Annotated in this window: 18 protein-coding genes; 5 read left to right on the forward strand and 13 right to left on the reverse strand. The window is 35.0% G+C overall.

All coding sequences use genetic code 11. The features are described 5' to 3' along the window. Nucleotides 1–368: 368 nt before the first annotated feature. From IWX80_RS15515 to IWX80_RS15545, 7 genes are all read right to left on the reverse strand, one after another. A complete protein-coding gene (locus IWX80_RS15515; RefSeq protein WP_196854241.1) occupies nucleotides 369–599 on the reverse strand; it encodes a hypothetical protein in 231 nt (76 codons plus the stop codon). Nucleotides 600–796: 197 nt separating this feature from the next. Next, a complete protein-coding gene (locus IWX80_RS15520) occupies nucleotides 797–1420 on the reverse strand; it encodes a hypothetical protein (RefSeq protein ID WP_196854242.1) in 624 nt (207 codons plus the stop codon). A 216-nt stretch (nucleotides 1421–1636) separates the two neighbouring features. Continuing rightward, complete coding sequence (locus IWX80_RS15525; protein ID WP_196854243.1) at nucleotides 1637–2149, reverse strand: hypothetical protein; 513 nt, start codon at nucleotides 2147–2149, stop codon at nucleotides 1637–1639. 163 nt (nucleotides 2150–2312) lie between these two features. After that, nucleotides 2313–2756 (reverse strand): hypothetical protein, encoded by a 444-nt coding sequence (locus tag IWX80_RS15530; RefSeq protein WP_196854244.1) that lies wholly within the window; start codon nucleotides 2754–2756, stop codon nucleotides 2313–2315. Between the two features lie 160 nt (nucleotides 2757–2916). Continuing rightward, the gene (locus IWX80_RS15535; RefSeq protein WP_196854245.1) at nucleotides 2917–4002 is read right to left on the reverse strand and encodes a DUF3800 domain-containing protein; all 1086 of its coding nucleotides are present in this window, start codon (nucleotides 4000–4002) and stop codon (nucleotides 2917–2919) included. A gap of 128 nt (nucleotides 4003–4130) precedes the next feature. Next, nucleotides 4131–4463, reverse strand: a complete 333-nt coding sequence (locus IWX80_RS15540; protein WP_196854246.1) for a hypothetical protein — start codon at nucleotides 4461–4463, stop codon at nucleotides 4131–4133. A gap of 165 nt (nucleotides 4464–4628) precedes the next feature. Further along, complete coding sequence (locus IWX80_RS15545) at nucleotides 4629–6200, reverse strand: hypothetical protein (RefSeq protein ID WP_196854247.1); 1572 nt, start codon at nucleotides 6198–6200, stop codon at nucleotides 4629–4631. A gap of 120 nt (nucleotides 6201–6320) precedes the next feature. On the opposite strand from IWX80_RS15545, the gene IWX80_RS15550 reads away from it, so the two are divergent. Next, complete coding sequence (locus IWX80_RS15550; protein WP_334682376.1) at nucleotides 6321–7859, forward strand: IS1182 family transposase; 1539 nt, start codon at nucleotides 6321–6323, stop codon at nucleotides 7857–7859. A 275-nt stretch (nucleotides 7860–8134) separates the two neighbouring features. Here IWX80_RS15550 and IWX80_RS15555 read toward each other — a convergent pair whose 3' ends face one another. The 4 genes from IWX80_RS15555 to IWX80_RS15570 form a co-directional block, all read right to left on the reverse strand. Continuing rightward, nucleotides 8135–8566: a DMP19 family protein gene (locus IWX80_RS15555; protein ID WP_196854248.1), complete on the reverse strand. Its 432-nt coding sequence runs from the start codon at nucleotides 8564–8566 to the stop codon at nucleotides 8135–8137. A gap of 176 nt (nucleotides 8567–8742) precedes the next feature. After that, nucleotides 8743–9198, reverse strand: coding sequence for a hypothetical protein (locus IWX80_RS15560; protein ID WP_196854249.1), 456 nt, complete (start codon nucleotides 9196–9198; stop codon nucleotides 8743–8745). A gap of 163 nt (nucleotides 9199–9361) precedes the next feature. Beyond that, nucleotides 9362–10405 carry a tyrosine-type recombinase/integrase gene (locus IWX80_RS15565; RefSeq protein ID WP_196854250.1) on the reverse strand — a complete coding sequence of 348 codons (1044 nt, stop codon included), beginning with the start codon at nucleotides 10403–10405 and terminating at the stop codon, nucleotides 9362–9364. A gap of 34 nt (nucleotides 10406–10439) precedes the next feature. After that, nucleotides 10440–11222, reverse strand: a complete 783-nt coding sequence (locus IWX80_RS15570; protein ID WP_196854251.1) for an XRE family transcriptional regulator — start codon at nucleotides 11220–11222, stop codon at nucleotides 10440–10442. Between the two features lie 88 nt (nucleotides 11223–11310). Between IWX80_RS15570 and dinB the strand changes: the two genes are divergently transcribed. From dinB to IWX80_RS15585, 3 genes are all read left to right on the forward strand, one after another. Continuing rightward, nucleotides 11311–12492, forward strand: coding sequence for a DNA polymerase IV (dinB, locus tag IWX80_RS15575; RefSeq protein WP_196854252.1), 1182 nt, complete (start codon nucleotides 11311–11313; stop codon nucleotides 12490–12492). Nucleotides 12493–12495: 3 nt separating this feature from the next. Continuing rightward, nucleotides 12496–15573: a DNA polymerase III subunit alpha gene (locus IWX80_RS15580; RefSeq protein ID WP_196854253.1), complete on the forward strand. Its 3078-nt coding sequence runs from the start codon at nucleotides 12496–12498 to the stop codon at nucleotides 15571–15573. Nucleotides 15574–15648: 75 nt separating this feature from the next. Beyond that, a complete protein-coding gene (locus tag IWX80_RS15585) occupies nucleotides 15649–17028 on the forward strand; it encodes an exonuclease domain-containing protein (protein WP_196854254.1) in 1380 nt (459 codons plus the stop codon). Nucleotides 17029–17380: 352 nt separating this feature from the next. Here IWX80_RS15585 and IWX80_RS15590 read toward each other — a convergent pair whose 3' ends face one another. Together IWX80_RS15590 and IWX80_RS15595 are read right to left on the reverse strand one after the other, a co-directional pair. Then, nucleotides 17381–18424 carry an NAD(P)-dependent alcohol dehydrogenase gene (locus IWX80_RS15590; RefSeq protein ID WP_196854255.1) on the reverse strand — a complete coding sequence of 348 codons (1044 nt, stop codon included), beginning with the start codon at nucleotides 18422–18424 and terminating at the stop codon, nucleotides 17381–17383. Nucleotides 18425–18567: 143 nt separating this feature from the next. Continuing rightward, nucleotides 18568–19449, reverse strand: a complete 882-nt coding sequence (locus IWX80_RS15595) for a YitT family protein (protein ID WP_196854256.1) — start codon at nucleotides 19447–19449, stop codon at nucleotides 18568–18570. Between the two features lie 377 nt (nucleotides 19450–19826). On the opposite strand from IWX80_RS15595, the gene IWX80_RS15600 reads away from it, so the two are divergent. Further along, nucleotides 19827–20270, forward strand: a complete 444-nt coding sequence (locus tag IWX80_RS15600; RefSeq protein WP_196854257.1) for a hypothetical protein — start codon at nucleotides 19827–19829, stop codon at nucleotides 20268–20270. Nucleotides 20271–20292: the final 22 nt, after the last annotated feature.

Consider the following 20292-nt stretch of genomic DNA (forward strand, 5'->3'; position numbering starts at 1 on the left):
TACAAAACATCTTTAATTTTGAGTCTGATGCATTCAACTTTACTACTTCCTTATTTTCAAAAGTAAATTTGAATGATTGTGGTTTTTCAATTCGGACTTTATGCGCATAAATATTAGCAAAAGTCAGAGCTAAGATAAAAGCTAAAATTGATTTTATATTTCTCATTTTTCGGTTTTCTGTGGCATTACACATAACGTTCCGCCGCTTCACGCAGTTGCGAAGTTCGGAACTTTATATTTTCTGTTAAAGATAAAACTTCTTGCAAAACGCGAACGTGAACTTACCACAAAATTCGCAATTGCGAGAAACGGCTGTTAGCTGCTGCTGGAGACGCAAACTTGGATTGTCCGCAATATTTTCAATCAAATTATTTTCCATCGCGTATTTTCTCTCGCGAATGTTTTAAAATATCTTCATAATTCGGCATAAAAGGTTCTACCAAAATGGTTTCCAATACGCATTCAACATTCCACAAAGTTATTTGCTCAGCTTGGTCTTCAAAATCACTTTCATTAGCCTTCTGATTAAATCTTCCGAGAAAATCGAAGAGAACCAATGCTTCGTCTTTTGTCAATTCAATTGTCACTTTTTCTGTCATTTTATTTCTGATGTTTGAATTTCAACTTCTGTTTCTTAGAATCGCACGCCACTTGCAGCTAACGTTTCGCAGCTACACGAGGTTTGGGAAAAGTATGCCTTATTTTTCGGTTAAAGACTGAACTTTCAAACACAAAACCAAGTTTCAGTTGATGACTAAAACCCAAATCTCGTGTAACTGCTGTTGTACGAAGAAAATTAATATTCACCGTCTTCGGTTATGTTCAGTAGAGGAAAATTATTTATTTTTACTATAGTTGTCATCTCGTTAAGTATTTCAGTAATTTCTTGAATAGAAACTTTTTCTTTTTTGTGATTGATTTCTATTTTTAACCTACCTAAATCCAGAATATACTTTTCTTTTTTAAATTCGCTATTTTTTTCTAAAAATTGCCGTGTGTTTAATTTTCTTGTGTCACAAAGTATTATGAATTCAGCAACATATGGCTTATTAACATCAAAAAGAACTTGAATACCATTAATTGATGCATATTGAATATAATATTTATAGCCTTTTAAATTTTTTAAAATTGTTTCATTTTCAAATCCTAGTTTATTTAGTTCATTATACGGACGAATTAAGATTAAATTATTTTTGTCATTGTTTTTTCTATACCAAATATAAAAATGTTCTCCTATGAAAATGATAGGCAATACAATAACTAGTAACGTTATAATTATAAACCATTTTAAAGATATTAGATTTTCATTATTAACATATTCAAGTATTATTAGAGTAATAAATATTAATGTTAATAATCCGAATAAAAGATAGTATGTTGACAAAACTTTCTTTTTATTTAATTCATAAAATACTTTCATTTTTTGCTGTTTATATTGCATTAATAATTTTTAGAAATATTTTCGATCAATATTTCCACTGCATTTTTTTTCGTACAACGTCTTGCTAGTAGGCGATGGTCGGGCTAAATAAAGTAATTATTTTCGGATTATCACTAATTCCCCAAATACAAAACCATTTTCCCATTAAGCCTGATTCCCGACTATTGCTTACTAGCTGTTGTATGCCGTTTATGTTTAATGTGTTTCGTCTGCTTGTTTAAAAATAAATTTTGTTACTGCTTTACTATTTGTGAAAAGTAAATAACCAATTAATGATTTTAGAAAATAAGCAACAATCCATTTTGAATTTTCAAAATCTATAAATAATGATTTTTGTCTGAAAAATTCGAAAAGAGTTTCACATAACATTGGTATACTGCCAGCCAACATTAATCCTCCAATCACGGCGATTGAAATATTAAGAATTGTTGAAGCTTTGATATTCAAATCAATCTTTTCCTCAATGTTTTTTTCAAGTTTCAGTTTTTCAATTATCCATTCAGGTTTAAAGACAAATAATCGTAGGATCAATAAATATATTAGTAAGCTAAAAATTAAAAAGAATGATATTTCTAGATGGTTATTATTTCCATCCTTGAATGTTGCGTAAAGAGTTGAGAAGAATTGTGGAATAACAGTTAAGCTTGAAAATAATATTGATATTCCCAAAATCTTTATCAGTATTGTCCAAAATGTTTTTGTTTTCATATTGTTTGGTTATATGGCATACAACGTCCCCGCGCTACAAGCGGTTTGGGACTAAATTAAGCCCTATTTTCGGATTTGCCAAATCTTCCAAATACAAAACCAACTTCAAATTATACCTATTGCCCAAATTGCTTGTAGCGTGTGTTATGTGCTGTAATTTTAATCATAAATGATCTTTATTTTTCCATGAAGACCAACCAAGACTATAGTATAGTTCAAATTGTAGACTTTCATAAATTTTTTTAAAAAGAATAGCTCTTTCAATATTAGCAGCAGGAAACGTGATTTCATGTTCACATTTTACAGTTGTCAAAAACATTTCTTTGCCGTCTTTAATTTGAAGTTCAATTCGGCATTCAGTAGATGTCATGAGTTTCCATTCATGGAGTACAGACCAATAACCTTTATCTGCTATTTGCTTTTTGACATCTCTAATTTCATCAGAGGTTGGGTCAAATCTCTCATATTTAATATAGATTGTTTTAAATTTTTCGTCTAAGTGTAAATTACTTATCTCGTTTTTCGGGGATAAATCATCTATTTTGCTTTTTTGCGAAAGAATTACAAGTATTAAAGAGACGATTATTATGATTAAGATAGATGTCATTGGTTTTGTTTATTATAGCATATAACGTTCCCGCGCTACAAGCAGTTTGGGACTAAATTAACCCCTATTTTCGGATTTGCCAAATCTTCCAAATACAAACCAATTTTTCCATTAAGCCTAATCCCCAAATTGCTTGTAGCGTGTGTTAGCAGAGGTTTTTTTACCCAAATGCTTGGTCAAATTCTTCACCACTTTGTAAAGCTTTAAATGCTAAATAATCTAATGGATTTATTCCTTTATCATTTTGTGTTTTTAATTGTTTCGGAGTTAACTTACTTGAAGGCATAATTGGATGAGCTTTAATTCGTCCAATACTACTATTAAGAATATTTTTAGCAAATTCATTTTCCAGTTCTTTTTCGATATGAATTTTTTTTACACAATAGGCTAATGAACTTGCAATTATGTCGGCTAACTGAATTTGAATAATTTTTTTAGAAGATGCTAGATTAACAGAATTGATTTCAAGTGGATATGTCATTTTCCGATAGTCATATCCAACTTCGACTTTTTCATTTCCCTTTGACAAGTAAGAAATAAAATTTTTCCAAAATTCAACTTGTTTTGAATCATCGTGAATAATTTCAAATGTTTTGCCTATTTCTTTGAACCAGGAATCGGAAAGTAATGTTAGAGAAGGCAGTGTTAAATCGATTGAATATTTTCTAATTGACTCTAAAATAGAATTTATGTAAAGTTCACTTACCAAGAAGGGTTCTAGAATTTCTTTTTCATATCCTTTTACAGAGTTGTGAAGTAAATTTGCGGATAAATAAAAGGTTTCTATTGATTCCTTTGATTTTTCTCTTATCATTTTTTGAAAATTTTCGAGAAACTTTTCATTTAAGTCTTTATTCCAAATATTTTCCCCTAAATAATATATTGAATTAGCGTAAGATATATTCAACCCTTTTTTATACAAGTCAATCCCACGATGATAAAATGAAGTTTCAATTAATTGTTCAACTAAATGAGCAATTAAAGCAAATCTTTTATCATAATAAACGATTTTTACACGTTTCGAGGTTATTAATCTGTGATTTAGACTTTTAATAACTTGTTCTTGTTGCTTTTTAAATTTTTTAATTTTATTAAAATGTAGTTCTTCGCCAGAACTTTCAATAGGTTTTATGATTTTTCGAACTTCCTCTTCTGAAAAATTATGAGAAGCAATTACAAAAACAGGTTGATTAGGATCTAGCAAATTCTGTCCGGAATTACCAGCTTCGTCGAAATAAATTTTCATAGTTTAGAATTATTTAGTGTCCGTCTCGATGGCAAAATCTCTGCTAACGTCCCGCCGTTTTAGTTTTTCGCACATTGTTTAATCTTTTTGGGGTTTCGCGGATGCTTTCCCTGTTAGCACCTGGTGCTTTATTTTTTTGGTCTATTTGTCGTAATAATTACAACGCCTGCTTCTCCAAACTCACCAAATATATTAATTCCTTTCTGTTTGTCTATTGGAATTATCTTCGCTATTTCTTTTTTGGATAACTCTAATTTTTTTGCCTCCAAATCTTGATAACGAAATGGTTTTCCATCAACCACTACAATTGGTTTGTCAGTAACTAATCCTCTAGTCGCCATTTTTGAAATTGTGTCTGAAAGGAATTCTTTATCTTTTCCTTCGTCAATCAATTCATATCTATTTTGAGAGTAAATAGAAATTGATAATAATACTAATGCTGATGTGATAATTTTCTTCATATAAGTTTTGTGTTGGATGCTTGCCGCTAACGTCCCGGCGCTTGGCGAGGTTGCGAACTTCGGAACCGATTATTTTCTGTTAAAGATAAAATTTCTTGCGAAATGTAAACGTGAATTTACTACAAATTCGCAATCTTGCCAAACGCCTGTTACCTGCTGTATTGACTAATTAACAAGAAAGTTAAATAAATCTAAGCAATAATCTTTTACTTTGTCGAAGGCAAATATAAAAGCAAGTATACCTATAAATAGAGAAATAATTTGGAGAAGGTAACTTGTCCGATATGAATTAAGCTCTTCAATTGATTTAAATACCTCATTAATTTCTTTCGTTTTTTCATTTAAAACTTTTATACTTTCACTAAATTCTTCAACGGTATCAAAAAGGAAATTAGTTTTTTCTTTTCGTGTCCTGTTATTAAGTGAATTAATTTTTTCAAGTTCAAATTCTTCCGTATATATTACTAAACTGTTCTTTGTAAATTCATTCTCAAAGCGCTTTGTCATTATTAAGATATGCACAAGAGTTTGTTTTAGTTTTAGGTAGGAATTATTATATTTAAAGAAAAACAGACTTTTAAAAATATTCATGTTTTTTGTATCGTTTCCAAAATCGTACACATCACGTTTTAAATTATTCAATTTTTCAAAAAGTTCTATCAAAATACCTTTAAACACACAAGGAAAAGATAAACTGTTTAATAAATAATGTGTTTCAATTCTATCGTAATCAGTATCATCTTTCCCTTTTTGCTCTTTACTTCCATGTCCTTTTTGTTTTACAACTTGGAACCTTGTTGAACGGTTTTTTGAATTTGAAAAATATACTTCGATTTGATTGTCTTCATTCGAATAATAACCATTAAAACTAGAATTAAAATTTCTCTTCAAAGAATTGTCTAAATGAAATTTAGATATATCGCCAACTTCATAATATTCTATAGATGGAAGCGATGGACTGATTTTACTATCGTAAAAATAGCCTTTAAAATATTTTGTTATATTCTTTTTTACTTGTTGATTTAAGTCGCTAAGTAAATTATCAATATTTAGAGTTTTACTACTAATGCCCATTGACTCGTATGAATAAAACCGTTTCAATTTTAATATTTCTAAATACGAATGGTAATGATGTTTTGAAAGTGAATAGTCCTTGTTTTCGATTATTTGTTTGAATTTTTTTTCAAACTTTTCTGAAGGTGAAATTTTAATTTTAATAATAAAATACGATTCATTGGTTTTTATATAATCTACATCAACCGAAGAAATCAAATCGTTATTTTTATCTCTCTTTTTCTCAAAATCAATATAAAATAGCGTGCCCCAAGAAATGCTATCAAATTTTCTCTTTACTTCAGCTAATTTTTCCTTTAACTCTTTTTGATTTCGTGAGCTTGTAAATAGTCGAGCTTTAGAAAACTTAGAAATTATAGTTTTTCGACATTTGTCAAAATCGTCGATTTCTAAAGCTTCAAAATAATTTAATTGCGATAATGTAATTTCTTTATAAGATTGCGATAAATCGTCAGATAATTCTCTAACTAATGAATAAGATTCAAAAAATTTATTTTTTTTCAAAGAAAAACGATCAAATAAATGTAGGTGTTTAGTCAAAAAACGATTTTTGTAGAATAGCAATAATAATTTAAGTTTCAATCTTTCATTATTATAATCCATCAACTCTTTCAGTGATAAATATCGTCGTTTATAGAGAAAAACGTTTTCTGATTCGTTCATTGTTAGCACTTGGTTTATTAATATGGCAGGTAACGTCAGTCTGTGAAAAAACCTCCGTTGTATTATCATCAAATATAACAAAATACTAGTATAAAAAGAAGATTTTTCGTATTTTTAAGAATGCAACACATCACAGGTATTTCCCGTCAGCAAATGCGTTTTTCAAGTTTAGAAGACACTATAAGTCCCGATAATCAGGTGCGATTTATAGATGCCTTTGTGGAATATATTGACCTCTCTAAACTCGATTTTGCTTTAAAAACGCTCAAGACCGAAGGTCGCCCGAGTTTCAATAGTAAGGTATTTCTAAAGATGTATTTATACGGTTATCTCAACGGGGTCAGAAGTGGTCGTGATCTAGAAAAGGAATGTTTGAGAAACATGGAAATGCAATGGCTTTTAGAAGACATTCGTCCCAATTACCACAGCATCTCAGATTTTAGAAAAGACAATCCTATATCTTTGAAAAAATTATTCAAACTATTTGTTTCGTTCTTGAAAGATGCTGACTTAATAGGCGGTGAAACCATAGCTATTGATGGCACCAAAAGCCGAGCTCACAATAGTAAGAAAGCTAATTTCAACCAAAAGAAAATCGACAAACATGTGGATTATATTGAAGTAAAAACCCAAGAATACTTAAATGCTTTGGAAGAAAATGACGCCAAAGATAACCCCGCTAAAATCCAAAATATCCAACAAAAGTTAGACCGATTGAAAGGGAACAAATTGCGTTATGAGCTAATGGAAGAAAAACTAAAAGCAAGTGGCGAGCCTCAAATAAGTACTACCGATAGCGATGCCAGAGCCTTATTAGTGCAAGGACAAGTAGTTGAAATCTCATTCAATCTTCAAGCAGCAGTCGATGCCAAACACAATCTGGTGGTAGCCACGCACACCATCAATAAGAATGATCGCAGTGCTTTGTCAGCTATTGCCATAGAAGCCAAAGAGAATCTAGGTATAGAAACCTATACCGCATTGGTGGACAAAGGTTACCATAATGGCAAACAAATAGAAATTTGCAAACAAGCCAACATCACTACCATTGTAGCCCAGCCAGAACAAGGGAAAAGTAACGAAAACGGTACGACCAAGGATTATTTGGTAGCCCAATTTCAATACAATCAAGACAACGATACCTATACCTGCCCACAAGGCGAAACGCTAAAAACTACGGGCAGTTGGCACAAGAAAACTACAGATAGAGATAGTTATAATTTTAAAAAATACCGAACCCCAAAATGTAAAGAATGCCCTGTAAAACATTTATGTACTAGTAGAGCTGCAGGCAGAGAAATCGACCGAAGCCAATATGCCGATGCCGTAGAAGAAAACAACAAGCGCTACCATGAGAACCCACAGCTCTACCGCAAACGACAGGAAATCAACGAACATATTTTTGGCACCATCAAACGACAATGGGGCTATAACCATACCAACTTAACGGGATTAGAAAAAGTGAACGGAGAACATAGCTTGATTATGCTGGTGTATAACATCAAACGCAGTGTCAATATCCTAGGCGTTCCCGATTTGATTACTAAACTCAAAAAATGGAACTCACCCTACAAGGGAAAAGTCTTGTTTTTGCTAAAAACGAGTTATTTAAAGCTGAATTTAGAGTTCTTTTTTTTCAGTTTAAAATTAGCAGCCTAAAAAAGACCTTTCTTAAAAGGCTTTCTTTTGGATTGTAGAAAAGGAGAAATTGAAGATTTTAACGCAAAAAAGAGGTTTTTTCACAGCCTGACGTTCTCGCGCTACAGCGGGTTTGGGACTAAATTAAGCCCTATTTTCGGATTTGCCACCCGAGCGATAGCGAACAGGCGAAGCAAATCATCCCAAATACAAAACCAACTTTCCATTAAGCCAATTGCCCAAATCCGTTGTAGCGTGTGTTAGCTGTAGTGGCTATTGTGCAGTCAGTTCTGTATTCACTTTATTATTTCGTCTAGATGCGCTTTAACATAGTTAATCCTTAATTCACCATAATGATCCAATTCATAAAATCTGTCGTCGAGAGGATCAAAATCAGGATTTCGGTCATGTGCATAAAGCTCTTTGTCTCTTAAGTAAATTTCTTTTGATTTAATCGCAAGTTCAAGAAATTCGGTTGCCCCAAATTCACGTAATCCATCAATTGCGTCGTCAATATATTCATCTTCGTTATTCAAGTAAAATTGGTCAAAACCGCCATTGAAAACTTCATTATCAAGAATGTTAGTCGATACAACTCGCTTCTGCATTTGATTAAGAGTCTTTTCGTCAAATTTGATTGTCAACAAATAGTCAGCTACTTCAAAGTCAAAATCGTCGCCAGATAGAGTTTTAAGTTTTTCCTTTAGTTGTAATAAATTAATCTTCATATGTTGGTTTTTCTGCGGTGCCATTACAGCTAACGTTCCCGCGCTACAAGCAGTTTGGGACTAAATTAAACCCTATTTTCGGATTTGCCAAATCTTCCAAAGACAAAACCAATTGCAAATTAAGCCTTATACCCAAATTGCTTGTAGCGTGTGTTATGGGCAGGTTATTTATGCATTTAGTTGTCCATAAATTCTTTTTCCAATTCTAAGTATTCTTTGTTTTTGTAACTGGCAAATGGTCGAAGTTTATTTAGCATATAAGTTTTTACGGGAAAATTCATTCTGATACAATGACCTTGAAATTCTTCCACATTTTCTTCGTCATACCTATGTCTAAATAATATATTTCTAATCTCAGGATAATCTTTTTCAATTAAGGCTCTGAAAGCAAAACAACGGACAACAGGTCGTTCACATTCTGTTAAGGAAATTAATTCTTTAATGGATGTTTCAGCCACAAACCTTTTAAAACTTTTTACCGTGTCAATTCTGAGTGTCAAATAAATATTTTCTTCCCTAAATTCATAATACTCTTTAGCAAGCTTTTTATTTTTCAATATATTTTCGAGCTTTGTTGTCGGCTTAAAAATTTCAACGTCTTTTCCGCAACTTACTAGCAAAACTACAATCAATAAAATGTAGAAGCATTTATTCATAGTTCTTCGTTATTTCCGTTGTTAACTTGCCCATAACTTGTATATATGCGCTACAAAGTAGCGCATATACACCTTATTTGGGGTAGATAGGCGCTACTGAGTAGCGTATTACTTTCAAATATACATTTTAATTATTATCTTACAAATTATCAAATGGACTTTTTATTTGCTGAATACTTTTCGTACTTACATGAGTATAAATTTCTGTAGTTTTACTACTATTATGTCCCAATAATTCTTGTATATAACGCAGATCGGTTCCGCTCTCTAGTAAATGAGTGGCGTAACTATGTCTCAACCAATGCAATGTAGCTGGTTTTGTAAGATGGGCTTTATGTAATGCTTGTTTGAGTACTTGTTGTAAACTCCGGCTATCATAAGGAATTCCAGCTACTTGGCCTTCGAACAAATATTTTTTTGGTTTATATATTGAGTAGTACTCTCTTAGCATATTTAATATTTTAGGACTTAGAGGTACAATTCTATCTTTTTGTCCTTTAGCATTTTTAAGCAGTACAATATTCCTTAATGAGTCAATATGAATGGGCTTCAGTGCCAATAATTCACCACAACGCAAGCCACAACTATAAATCAGTGAAAGCATCATTTTATGTTTGATATTACTATGGGCATCCAAGATTAATTTTATTTCTTCTTTGCTCAATACATTGGGTAATAGCTTGGCTCTTTTAGGTCGATGAATTGTATCGATGTCCATTTTGGTACCTCTAACTGTCATAAAAAACAGCTTTATCGCATTGACAGTTTGGTTCTGATACGAAGCTGAAAGCTTCCTCTTCAATATAAAGTCGTTATTAAAAATAATTACATCCTCATTATTGATAGCAGAAACTGGTTTTTCTCGATAGAAAACTAGGAAGGATTTCAAAGCTTCACTGTAGGTGTTTATAGTGCTTTCGCTGTAACGCTTTGAACGAAGCCATTGCTTGAACTTTTCAATTTGTACTATCCCTTCCGCCGATGGCATCGAATTTGCCAAAGGTTCTAATTTAAAGCGTGCTCTGTTTTCAATTGTATCAGGAATGTGCCATACTGTATTTTGCTGGCTCCACCTCGCTCCTTCTATTTGTTTGATACGTTCGATTAAATCAGCATTTCTATCAAAGTAAACTGCGATTCTACTTTCGTTTCTATGCTTCATCAATTTAGCTGTCCAGTTCATAAAGTGTATTTTGTTACTTGCAGAATAAATTTGCTTATTGGATGGTATATTTAGTCATACCTAATTTTAAATCACTAATTTCTCTTTTTAACTCTAAAAACATATCAGTCATACTTACAGTTTCCGGTACTTGCTGTTTTTCATCTGTCAATCCAATGTTACAGACATATTCCCAAATTTCTAGAATGTCAGAAACCTTAACTTCATAAACTGGGTAAAAACTGTTGTCTGATTCCACAAACAGTACATTTTTTTTGTTTTTATTCAAGCGCTTATAGACCATACCTTCACTTTTGGTTATCAGTATGTAAGTCTTGCCATCCTTGACATCTCCTAACTTTTCAATGTACTTCCCTACGATGATACTGCCATCCTCATGCGGTGGCATAGAATCTCCTTCCACCGGAAATCCCCTGTGCTTTCCTGGTCCCAAAAACGGCAATGAAATCTGTTGCAGATTTTCTATATATTCCGGATCGGCATACCCATTCAAATACCCGGCTTTTACTTTCTGTGTGACAACTTCTATAAAATTTTCTCCCTTATTATCTACAGTAATTGGTAACACCAATCTGTTATTTTCCAATTGTAACAAATCATCTACCGGAATTTTTCGCACATCCACAGATAGCAACAGGTCTATACTGATATGGTAATAATGTGCAATTTTCTTTAATATTTCATACGGTGCTTCCGAAGTGCCATCTTCATATTTGACGTACCTGCCCCTGGTTATCCCTAAGGATTCAGCCAGCTTTTCTTGCGAAATTTTATGTTGCACCCTAAGGTTCCTGATGTTGTCGGAAAATAAAGACATAGGTATTTTGTTATAATTTGTAACAACAAATATAATAAAATTTGTTAGTATCTGTACTAATTTTGTAACGTATAAAAAAGAAAAGAAGATGGAAAGAGCAATTGTACACATGGATTTAGATACTTTTTTTGTTTCCTGTGAAAGACTGGGGAATTCAAAACTGGAGGGAATTCCTTTGATTATTGGTGGCGGAGATCGTGGTGTCGTGGCTTCTTGTTCTTATGAAGCCCGAACTTTCGGAGTGCGTTCCGCCATGCCTATAAAAATGGCACTCCGCCTCTGCCCGCAAGCTAAAGTGATGAAAGGCGATATGGAATTGTATTCTAAATTATCGCATGACGTAACCGAAGTCATACAAGAAAAAGCACCAATTGTAGAAAAAGCTAGCATCGATGAATTTTACCTCGATATTACCGGTATGGATAAATTTTATGGGGGGTACAAATGGACCCACGAACTAGCACATTCCGTTACTAAAGAAACTGGTCTACCAATAAGCTTTGCTTTATCGGTTAACAAAACGGTTTCCAAAATTGGTACGGGCGAAGCCAAACCAAAAGGAAACTTAGAAATACCCGAAAATATGGTGCGGTCTTTCTTAAATCCGCTTTCGATTCAAAAAATACCCATGGTGGGTGATGTGACGTTTCAACTGTTATCCCGAATTGGAATCCGTACCATTCAAACCCTCTCTGAAATGCCTGCCGAAGTATTACAGCGAATGATTGGCAAGAACGGTATCGACATTTGGAAGAAAGCCAATGGCATCGATAACAATCCGGTGGAACCTTACACGGAACGAAAATCCATTTCAACGGAACATACTTTTAGTCAGGATACCATTGATATTCCAAAACTGAAATCAATACTGATCGGAATGGTGGAGAAATTGGCTTTTCAGTTGCGTTCCGAAGAATGGCTGACTTCCACTGTGGTCATCAAAATTAGATATTCCAATTTCGACACCGAAACCAAACAATGCAAAGTCCCCTATACCTCAGCCGATCACACGCTGACCAAAACAGTTACTGATTTATTTGATAAAGTATACCAACGTCGCATGCGGCTCCGTTTAATCGGAATTCGTTTCAGTGGGTTGGTTCGTGGAACCTATCAGATCAACTTATTTGAAGATACCGAAGAAATGCTGTCGCTATACCAAGCGATGGACAAAATGAAAACACGCTATGGCTTTGATGCGGTAATGCGGTGTGCCGGAGCCACTTTCAAACCAAACAACAAATCGGAAATTTTAAAACGCAAATTATAATCCATGTACCTCAACTGCCATTCTTTTCATTCCTTGCGCTACGGCACCATTCCGCTGATGGATCTTATCCAGCAAGCTGTTGTTTGTGGGGTAAAAACAATGGCACTAACGGACATCAATACGGTTACCGGTATCTATGATTTTACAAAAGCATGCCATGAGGTAGGGATAAAACCAATCGTCGGTATCGAATTTCGTTGCAACCATCAACTGCGGTATATTGGTTTGGCTAAAAATGCCAATGGGCTCGCCGAAATGAACCGCTTTCTGACCCAACATAATTTTGAGGGCACTGCCTTGCCATTGACTGCTCCTTCATTTAATAACGTCTGTATTATTTACCCTTTCGAAAATAAGCCAGCAGTATTAAAAGACCATGAATATATTGGCATTGCTCCCGATCAGCTTCCCAAATTGTTTCTTCCCGAATGGAATTCTTGGCTTAGCAAAATGGTGATTTTACAATCTGTTACCTTTCGAACTAAAAGAGAATTCAACCTGCACAAAATTCTTCGAGCTATTGATACCAATGTGATTTTGTCCAAACTTACTGATGCTGATTATTGCAAGACGTCTGAAATACTGATTCCTTTGGAGGATTTGTTGGTTAAATTTGAGGAATATCCCCAAATTATCGAAAACACTGTAAAACTGATGGAGCAGTGTCATTTTGAATTCGACTTCAAAACACCAAAAAACAAAAAATACTATTCCGGAAGTCGCGAAAGCGACATGCACCTTTTGACGAAGTTGGCTCACGAAGGTTTACTCAAAAAGTATGGGGATACTAATCCGCAAGCAACAGCAAGAGTGGAAAAAGAATTAAAGGTGATTGACCAATTGGAATTCAGCGGCTATTTCTTGATCACGTGGGACATCATTCAATACAGCATGAGTAAAGGCTTTTTGCACATCGGTCGGGGCAGCGGTGCTAACAGTATCGTAAGTTACTGTCTGGGTATCACGGACATCTGCCCCATTGAACTCGATTTGTATTTTGAACGCTTCCTGAATGTGAACCGTAAGAGTCCCCCCGATTTTGACATTGACTGGTCTTGGAAAGAACGCGATACCATTCTCCGATACATTTTTGACACTTATGGTGCCGATCATGTTGCTTTCTGTGGAACCAATGTGGAATTTAAGTACCGCTCCATATTTCGGGAAGTGGGTAAAGTTTTCGGTTTGCCAAAGGAAGAATTAGATGCTTTGGCTAAAAACCCAATGGCGTTACATGATAAAAATCAAATCGTAAAGTTAGTGCAGGAATATGGCATGTTACTCGAAAAATATCCCAACCAACGCAGCATGCATTCCTGTGGTATATTAATCTCGGAAGAACCCATTACCAATTACACGCCTCTGGAAATGCCTCCGAAAGGGTTTCCAATAGTTTTGTTTGACATGCACATTGCAGAAGATATTGGTTTTGAAAAGTTTGATATTCTGAGCCAGCGTGGGATTGGCCATATCGATGATAGTGTGAAACTTATTGAAAAAAATCAGGGGATTAAAGTCGACATCCGAGATACTGCTATATCAAAAAATGAGGCTAAGGCGAATCATTTTCTAAGCCACGGAAAAACCATTGGATGCTTTTACATCGAAAGCCCGGCCATGCGTGGCTTATTGCGCCGTCTCAAATGTGATAATTATAAGACTCTCGTAGCCGCCTCATCTATTATTCGACCGGGTGTCGCTCAATCGGGTATGATGAAAGAATACATTTTCAGGCACAACCATCCGGATCGTTTCGAATATTTTCATGACGTTTTTAAGGAACAACTCGGTGAAACGTATGGGGTGATGGTCTATCAGGAAGATGTAATCAAGATTGCTTTGCATTATGCAGGACTTCCGGCTGCCGATGGTGATATTCTTCGTCGAGCCATGAGCGGGAAAGGACGCTCCAAATCAGCATTGCAAAAAGTAAAAGACAATTACTTTGCCTGCTGTGCCCAAAAAGGACATCCGCTTAAGTTGAGTGAAGAAATATACCGACAAATTGAATCTTTTGCTGGCTATTCCTTTTGTAAGGCGCACTCCGCTTCTTACGCTGTCGAGAGTTACCAAAGTCTTTATCTTAAGGTCCACTACCCTATTGAATTCATGGTAGCGGTAATCAACAACCAAGGTGGTTTTTACCGTACCGAAGTATATGTTCATGAAGCTAAAATGTCGGGGGCTACCATTCAGAATCCCTGTGTAAACAAGAGCGACTATGAAACTACGGTATATGGTACCGATGTCTATTTGGGTTTTATGCATCTGGAAGGGTTGGAAAGTAGACTAGCGCATTTTATAGTTAAACAACGTCAGGAACGGGGCGAATTCATCTCTTTGGAAGATTTCATCAACCGCATTCCGATAGGAATCGAAGGGATACAGATTTTGATTTTTATTGGAGCATTCCGCTTTACGGGGAAAACAAAAAACCAATTGCTGGTGATTGCCAGACTTATTCTGGTCAACTTCAAACCCGAAAATAGAAATCTAATGCTCCTTCAGGAACCTATCAAAGACTATGAACTTCCAGTACTTGCACGATCCCCTTTTGAAGATGCGTTTGATGAAATCGAACTACTGAGTTTTCCGGTTTCCTGTACTCCATTCGATTTGTTGCAGACCAAATATCGAGGGGACGTACTGGCGAAAGATTTATTAAAGCACCATAAAAAAACGGTAAAGATGCTCGCCTATCTCATTTCCAGAAAGCACGTGCCCACCAAAATGGGTGCCATGTATTTTGGAACTTGGGTTGACATCGAAGGCGAATATTTCGACACGGCGCATTTTACTAAAAGTTTGGAAAAATATCCGTTCCAAGGCGGTGGCTGTTATTTGCTATTAGGAACTGTGGAAGTGGATTACCACTTTCCTACTATTACCATTTCCAAAATGGCTAAAATGCCGTTCCTCCCCGATCCAAGATATTCCAACACCAGTGACAGGCAATATAAAGTACACCAACAGATTCGGGAAGATGTCAGCATGACCCAACGGGCACCATACCCACAAGAACATGAAATTAACCTGCCGAGGCATAAAATGGAAGTAGGTGCAAAAAAAGAGTCAGTTTGACTATTTGACGGTTGGAGACTAGAGCACTTTGAACTTTTACACAAGATTATCAATATCATTCACGTTAAATATTAGATGAAAAAACAGGAATACGCAATAGTAGATATAGAAACCACAGGCGGCAATGCCAGTGGCAGCCGCATTACAGAAATTGCCATAATTATCCATAACGGATCTAGTATAATCGACCGTTGGGAAACGCTTGTCAACCCAGAAAAGGAAATACCGCTTGCCATTTTTTCGCTAACAGGCATTAACAATGAAATGGTACGGGACGCACCTATTTTTGATGCCATTTCTGAAAAGGTTTTAGAAATGCTTAGCGGACGTATTTTTGTTGCCCATAATGTGAACTTTGATTATTCGTTCGTTCGGCACCAACTCGAAGCAAGCGGATTCAAATGGACTGCGCCAAAATTGTGTACCGTTCGCGCCGCTAGAAAGATTAAGTCGGGACTGGCTTCGTACAGTTTAGGTAGGCTTTGCCAATCCTTAGACATCCCTTTGATAAACCAACACCGGGCAGGCGGTGATGCAGATGCCACTGCCATCCTATTTTCTCGTTTGCTGGAATGGGATGTTGAAGGTGTAATCGAAAAAATGATAAAAAAAACTTCTCAAGATCAGCGCTTGCCTCCTAACCTGCCACCTGCTGATTTTGAGCAGTTACCAGATAAAGCAGGTGTGTATTATTTTTACGATCAGACAAGAAAAGTCATTTACGTAGGAAAGGCTATCAATTTAAAAAAACGGGTGGCTTCTCATTTCAGTGGCCATAATATCACGCCTCAAAGGCAAAACTTTCTGAGAGACATACATGGTATTTCCTTCGAAGTTTGTGCCACCGAATTAATGGCGCTGCTACTGGAGTGTAACGAAATCAAAAAGCTCTGGCCAACCTACAACAGAGCACTCAAACGTTTTGACCCCAAATATGGACTGTATGAGTATGAAGCCCGCAGCGGTTACCGATATTTGGCCATTGGAAAGCTGGGCAAATTTCAGGCGAGTATAGAAACTTTCAATAGTTTATACAAAGGCATCAATGTATTGCGCAGCTTATCCGAACAATTTGGCATTGATAATCGATTCTGCAATTACGGAATGGACGACCACGGAGAATTTATCTCAAAACCGAAACGGGACGATTTACCTGAAGTGGAACTACACAACGAACAAGTCGAAAACGCTATTGATTTTTTAGTAAAAAACAGACCCAGCTTTGCCATTATAGACAAAGGAAGATCTGCTGAAGAACGCAGTTGTATTTGGGTTGAAAACGGTCACTTTTATGGGATGGGATATATTGCATCGGATATTGGATTTACGGATCCTTCTGAAATTAAAGATCACGTCACACCTTACAAAAGCAACCAATACAGTGTGGATTTAATTCTTGCTTATGCTGAGAAATATCCCGGTAAAGTGCTTTTTAAAAAGAACCAGAATGAATGATGAAAATTTCACTGAAACATAATATTACGGACGAATCTGAGAGTCGTAGCGAGTAGTCTTAGGGTACTTGAAAAAGCTTGTAAACATATAAAACAAGTCCAAAAATATTAAACATAACAAAGTTGCTATTACGCTAAAAAAACAATTGCCTTCTAATTAAAGAATGATCAACACCCTCTTCTTTTGAAATACAAACAAAGGATTGATGATTGTTTGTATATTTTAAAACTTGTTCAAGTTTAAATTCCGACGAAAGAATTCTTTTCTTTTTCATAAAAATGCCCCAAATAGTGTCTAACTTTTTGGGGCATGTTCAAATGATGTTTAGGGCTTTACTTTCTCTTTTACTTGATTACAATGTCGCCATATCGATAACAAAACGGTAACGAACGTCACCTTTTGTCATTCGGTCATACGCTTCATGCACATTTTTGATATCAATCATTTCGATTTCTGAAACAATTCCGTGTTCCGCACAGTAATCCAACATTTCTTGAGTTTCAGGCAAACCTCCAATTAATGAACCTGCAAGACTTCTTCGTCCTCCAATAAGACTAAAAGCATGGATTTCATAAGGTGTTGGTGGTACTCCAACACAAATATGCACTCCGTTTACTCTTAATAAAGATAAATACAAATTCAAATCATGCGGAGCAGAAACCGTATCTAAAATAAAGTCAAAAGAACCCGCAACACTTGCCAGTTGCTTTTCATCTTTGGTAACTATAAAATTATGAGCTCCTAATTTTCTGGCATCTTCTTCTTTATTTGCTGATGTACTCAAGACGGTAACCTCAGCACCAAAAGCAACGCCGAATTTTACCGCCATATGACCTAACCCGCCAAGTCCTAAAACAGCTAATTTGTGTCCTTTCCCTACTTTCCAATGTCTCAATGGTGAATATGTAGTGATTCCGGCACATAATAATGGCGCTACAGCAGCTAAAGGTAATTTATCTGAAATATGCAGAACAAAATCTTCATGTACTACGATAGTATCCGAATACCCGCCGTAAGTAGGAGTTACCCCGTCTTGTCCCAAAGCATTATAGGTATCTGTTCTTCCTTTTAAACAAAACTGCTCTAAACCCTCTTTACAATTTTCACAAGTTCTGCAGGAATCGACCAAACAACCTGTTCCTGCTAAATCACCTACCTTAAATTTCTTTACGTGACTTCCTATTTTGACTACCTTCCCTACAATTTCATGTCCAGGAACCATCGGGTATATTGCTCCTCCCCAATCATCTTTTATTTGATGAAGATCACTATGACAAACTCCGCAAAACTGAATATCAAATTGCACATCATGCGGTCCTAATTCTCTTCTTTCGAAATTCCATGGAGCTAAATCCGACTTAGCATCCTGTACTGCGTATCCCTTCGTTGGTATCATATTTTATAATTTTTTATAAAATTATGAAATTTATTCCAGCTTGCATTTTAAACCTATTGCATAATTCCCACTTCTTATTATTTTTCTCCAAGTTGAAATAGTGATTGCATTTACCATTAATTATATGTAGTTCCAAATCAATATTAATTCATACTTCGCAGTATTCCGCCACTGGCCTCTTTGATATACTGAATAAACATAAATGCCTTAGGATCCAGTTTTCGGATTTCTTCTTTAATTCGGAGTAATTCGAGTCGGGTTACCACGGTCACAATAATATCACAATCTAATTTCACATCAAATTTATCCGGTAAATATCCTCTTTCTCCTTTAATAATGGTGATTCCTTTTCCAAATTTCTGTACTATCAATGATTTAATCAAGTCGCTTTTAGAAGAAATTATATGCAACGAAGTGTATTGCTCTAAACCATGGGATATGTAATCCAAAGATTTTACAGCTGAAAAATAAGTGACAATAGAATATAAAGCCGTAGAAATTCCAAAAGACCATGCAGCTGCAAGAAATAATAATGTATTCAAGGCAAAAATGACTTCTGAGACATTAAGTCCAATTTTTTTGGTAGTCAATAACGCCAGGATTTCTACTCCATCTGCTGTAGAACCGCTTCGGATACACAAACCCATCCCTACACCAATAAGACAGCCACCAAACAATGCAATTAAAAGCGGATCTGAAGTCACGGGATCCACATCTAAAAAAGTCATACTGAAAGCAATTAACAAGAACGTCAACAAACTTTGCAATGCAAACGTTTTACCTAACATTCGGTTTCCAATGACTAAAAAAGGAATATTAAACATTAATACCAAAACTCCAAAAGGCCATTTTGTAATTTCATGAACCAATATTGAAATGCCGATAATTCCACCATCCAAAAATTTATTAGGTATCATAAAACCTTTTAAGGCAAGGGTTATCAAGGCTACTCCTACTAAATTTAAACTAATATTTTTAAAACAAAATATTTTTTTCCAATTGATTGAATTCTGATCAGTAATCATAACGATTTATTTTAATTACTATTCCTTGGTTCTACTAAAGTAACAAATAAACTTCAATTTACTGACTAGTAATAACTTAGATATTTATTTGATTTGTCTTTTTGTACATGTATTCTTAATTTTCTATTTTGATCTTTCTAAAATAGTTTCGGTCACTATTTTATTCCTGTCGGATTTCCATTTCATAATTATATAAAAACGGATAATTACAGTAGTGATGCATGCATAGTAAACTGATGTTGATCTTAAAAAAAATATTAAATTTGATATTAAAATAAGCCCCCTTAACTGCTAAATATCAATATATTATTTTCCGCTGCCTCATTCTATTATGGTCTATTTAAGCTACTATTTAATAAATTTTAAATATAATAATCATGGGCAAAAAAGTAGTAATCGCATTGACTGTTCAAGCCAGCAGTCTTTACGCAATGAGCAATCCATCACAGGAGGATATTGATAACGCTTGTTCCTTATCTGATGACAATTCAGGAAGATCTCAAAACGGAACTTTAAAAGATTTTTTATCTAACGTATACCTCAACCAAGACGTCAGATGGGTTGGTTTGACAAATGATAACGGCTATTCCGTTGCCATTGACAGCATTTTTAACGAACCGGAATCCCGAGATTTGAATTTCTTTGATGTCACGACCATTTACGGCAGTGGCGGAAGATCAGGAAACGCAACTGCTAAGGTTAAAAATGATTCCAATTTGGTTCATAAACTCGACAAATATACTATCAATTTTAGTGTTTATACCGATGGAAATTCTTCTAAATCATTTCACATCGATCCAAAATTAGCTGCAAACCCATGATCCTTTTAAGAGATTTTAAATA

It is taken from the genome of Flavobacterium sp. CAN_S2 (genome assembly GCF_015752255.1).
Taxonomy (GTDB): Bacteria; Bacteroidota; Bacteroidia; order Flavobacteriales; family Flavobacteriaceae; genus Flavobacterium.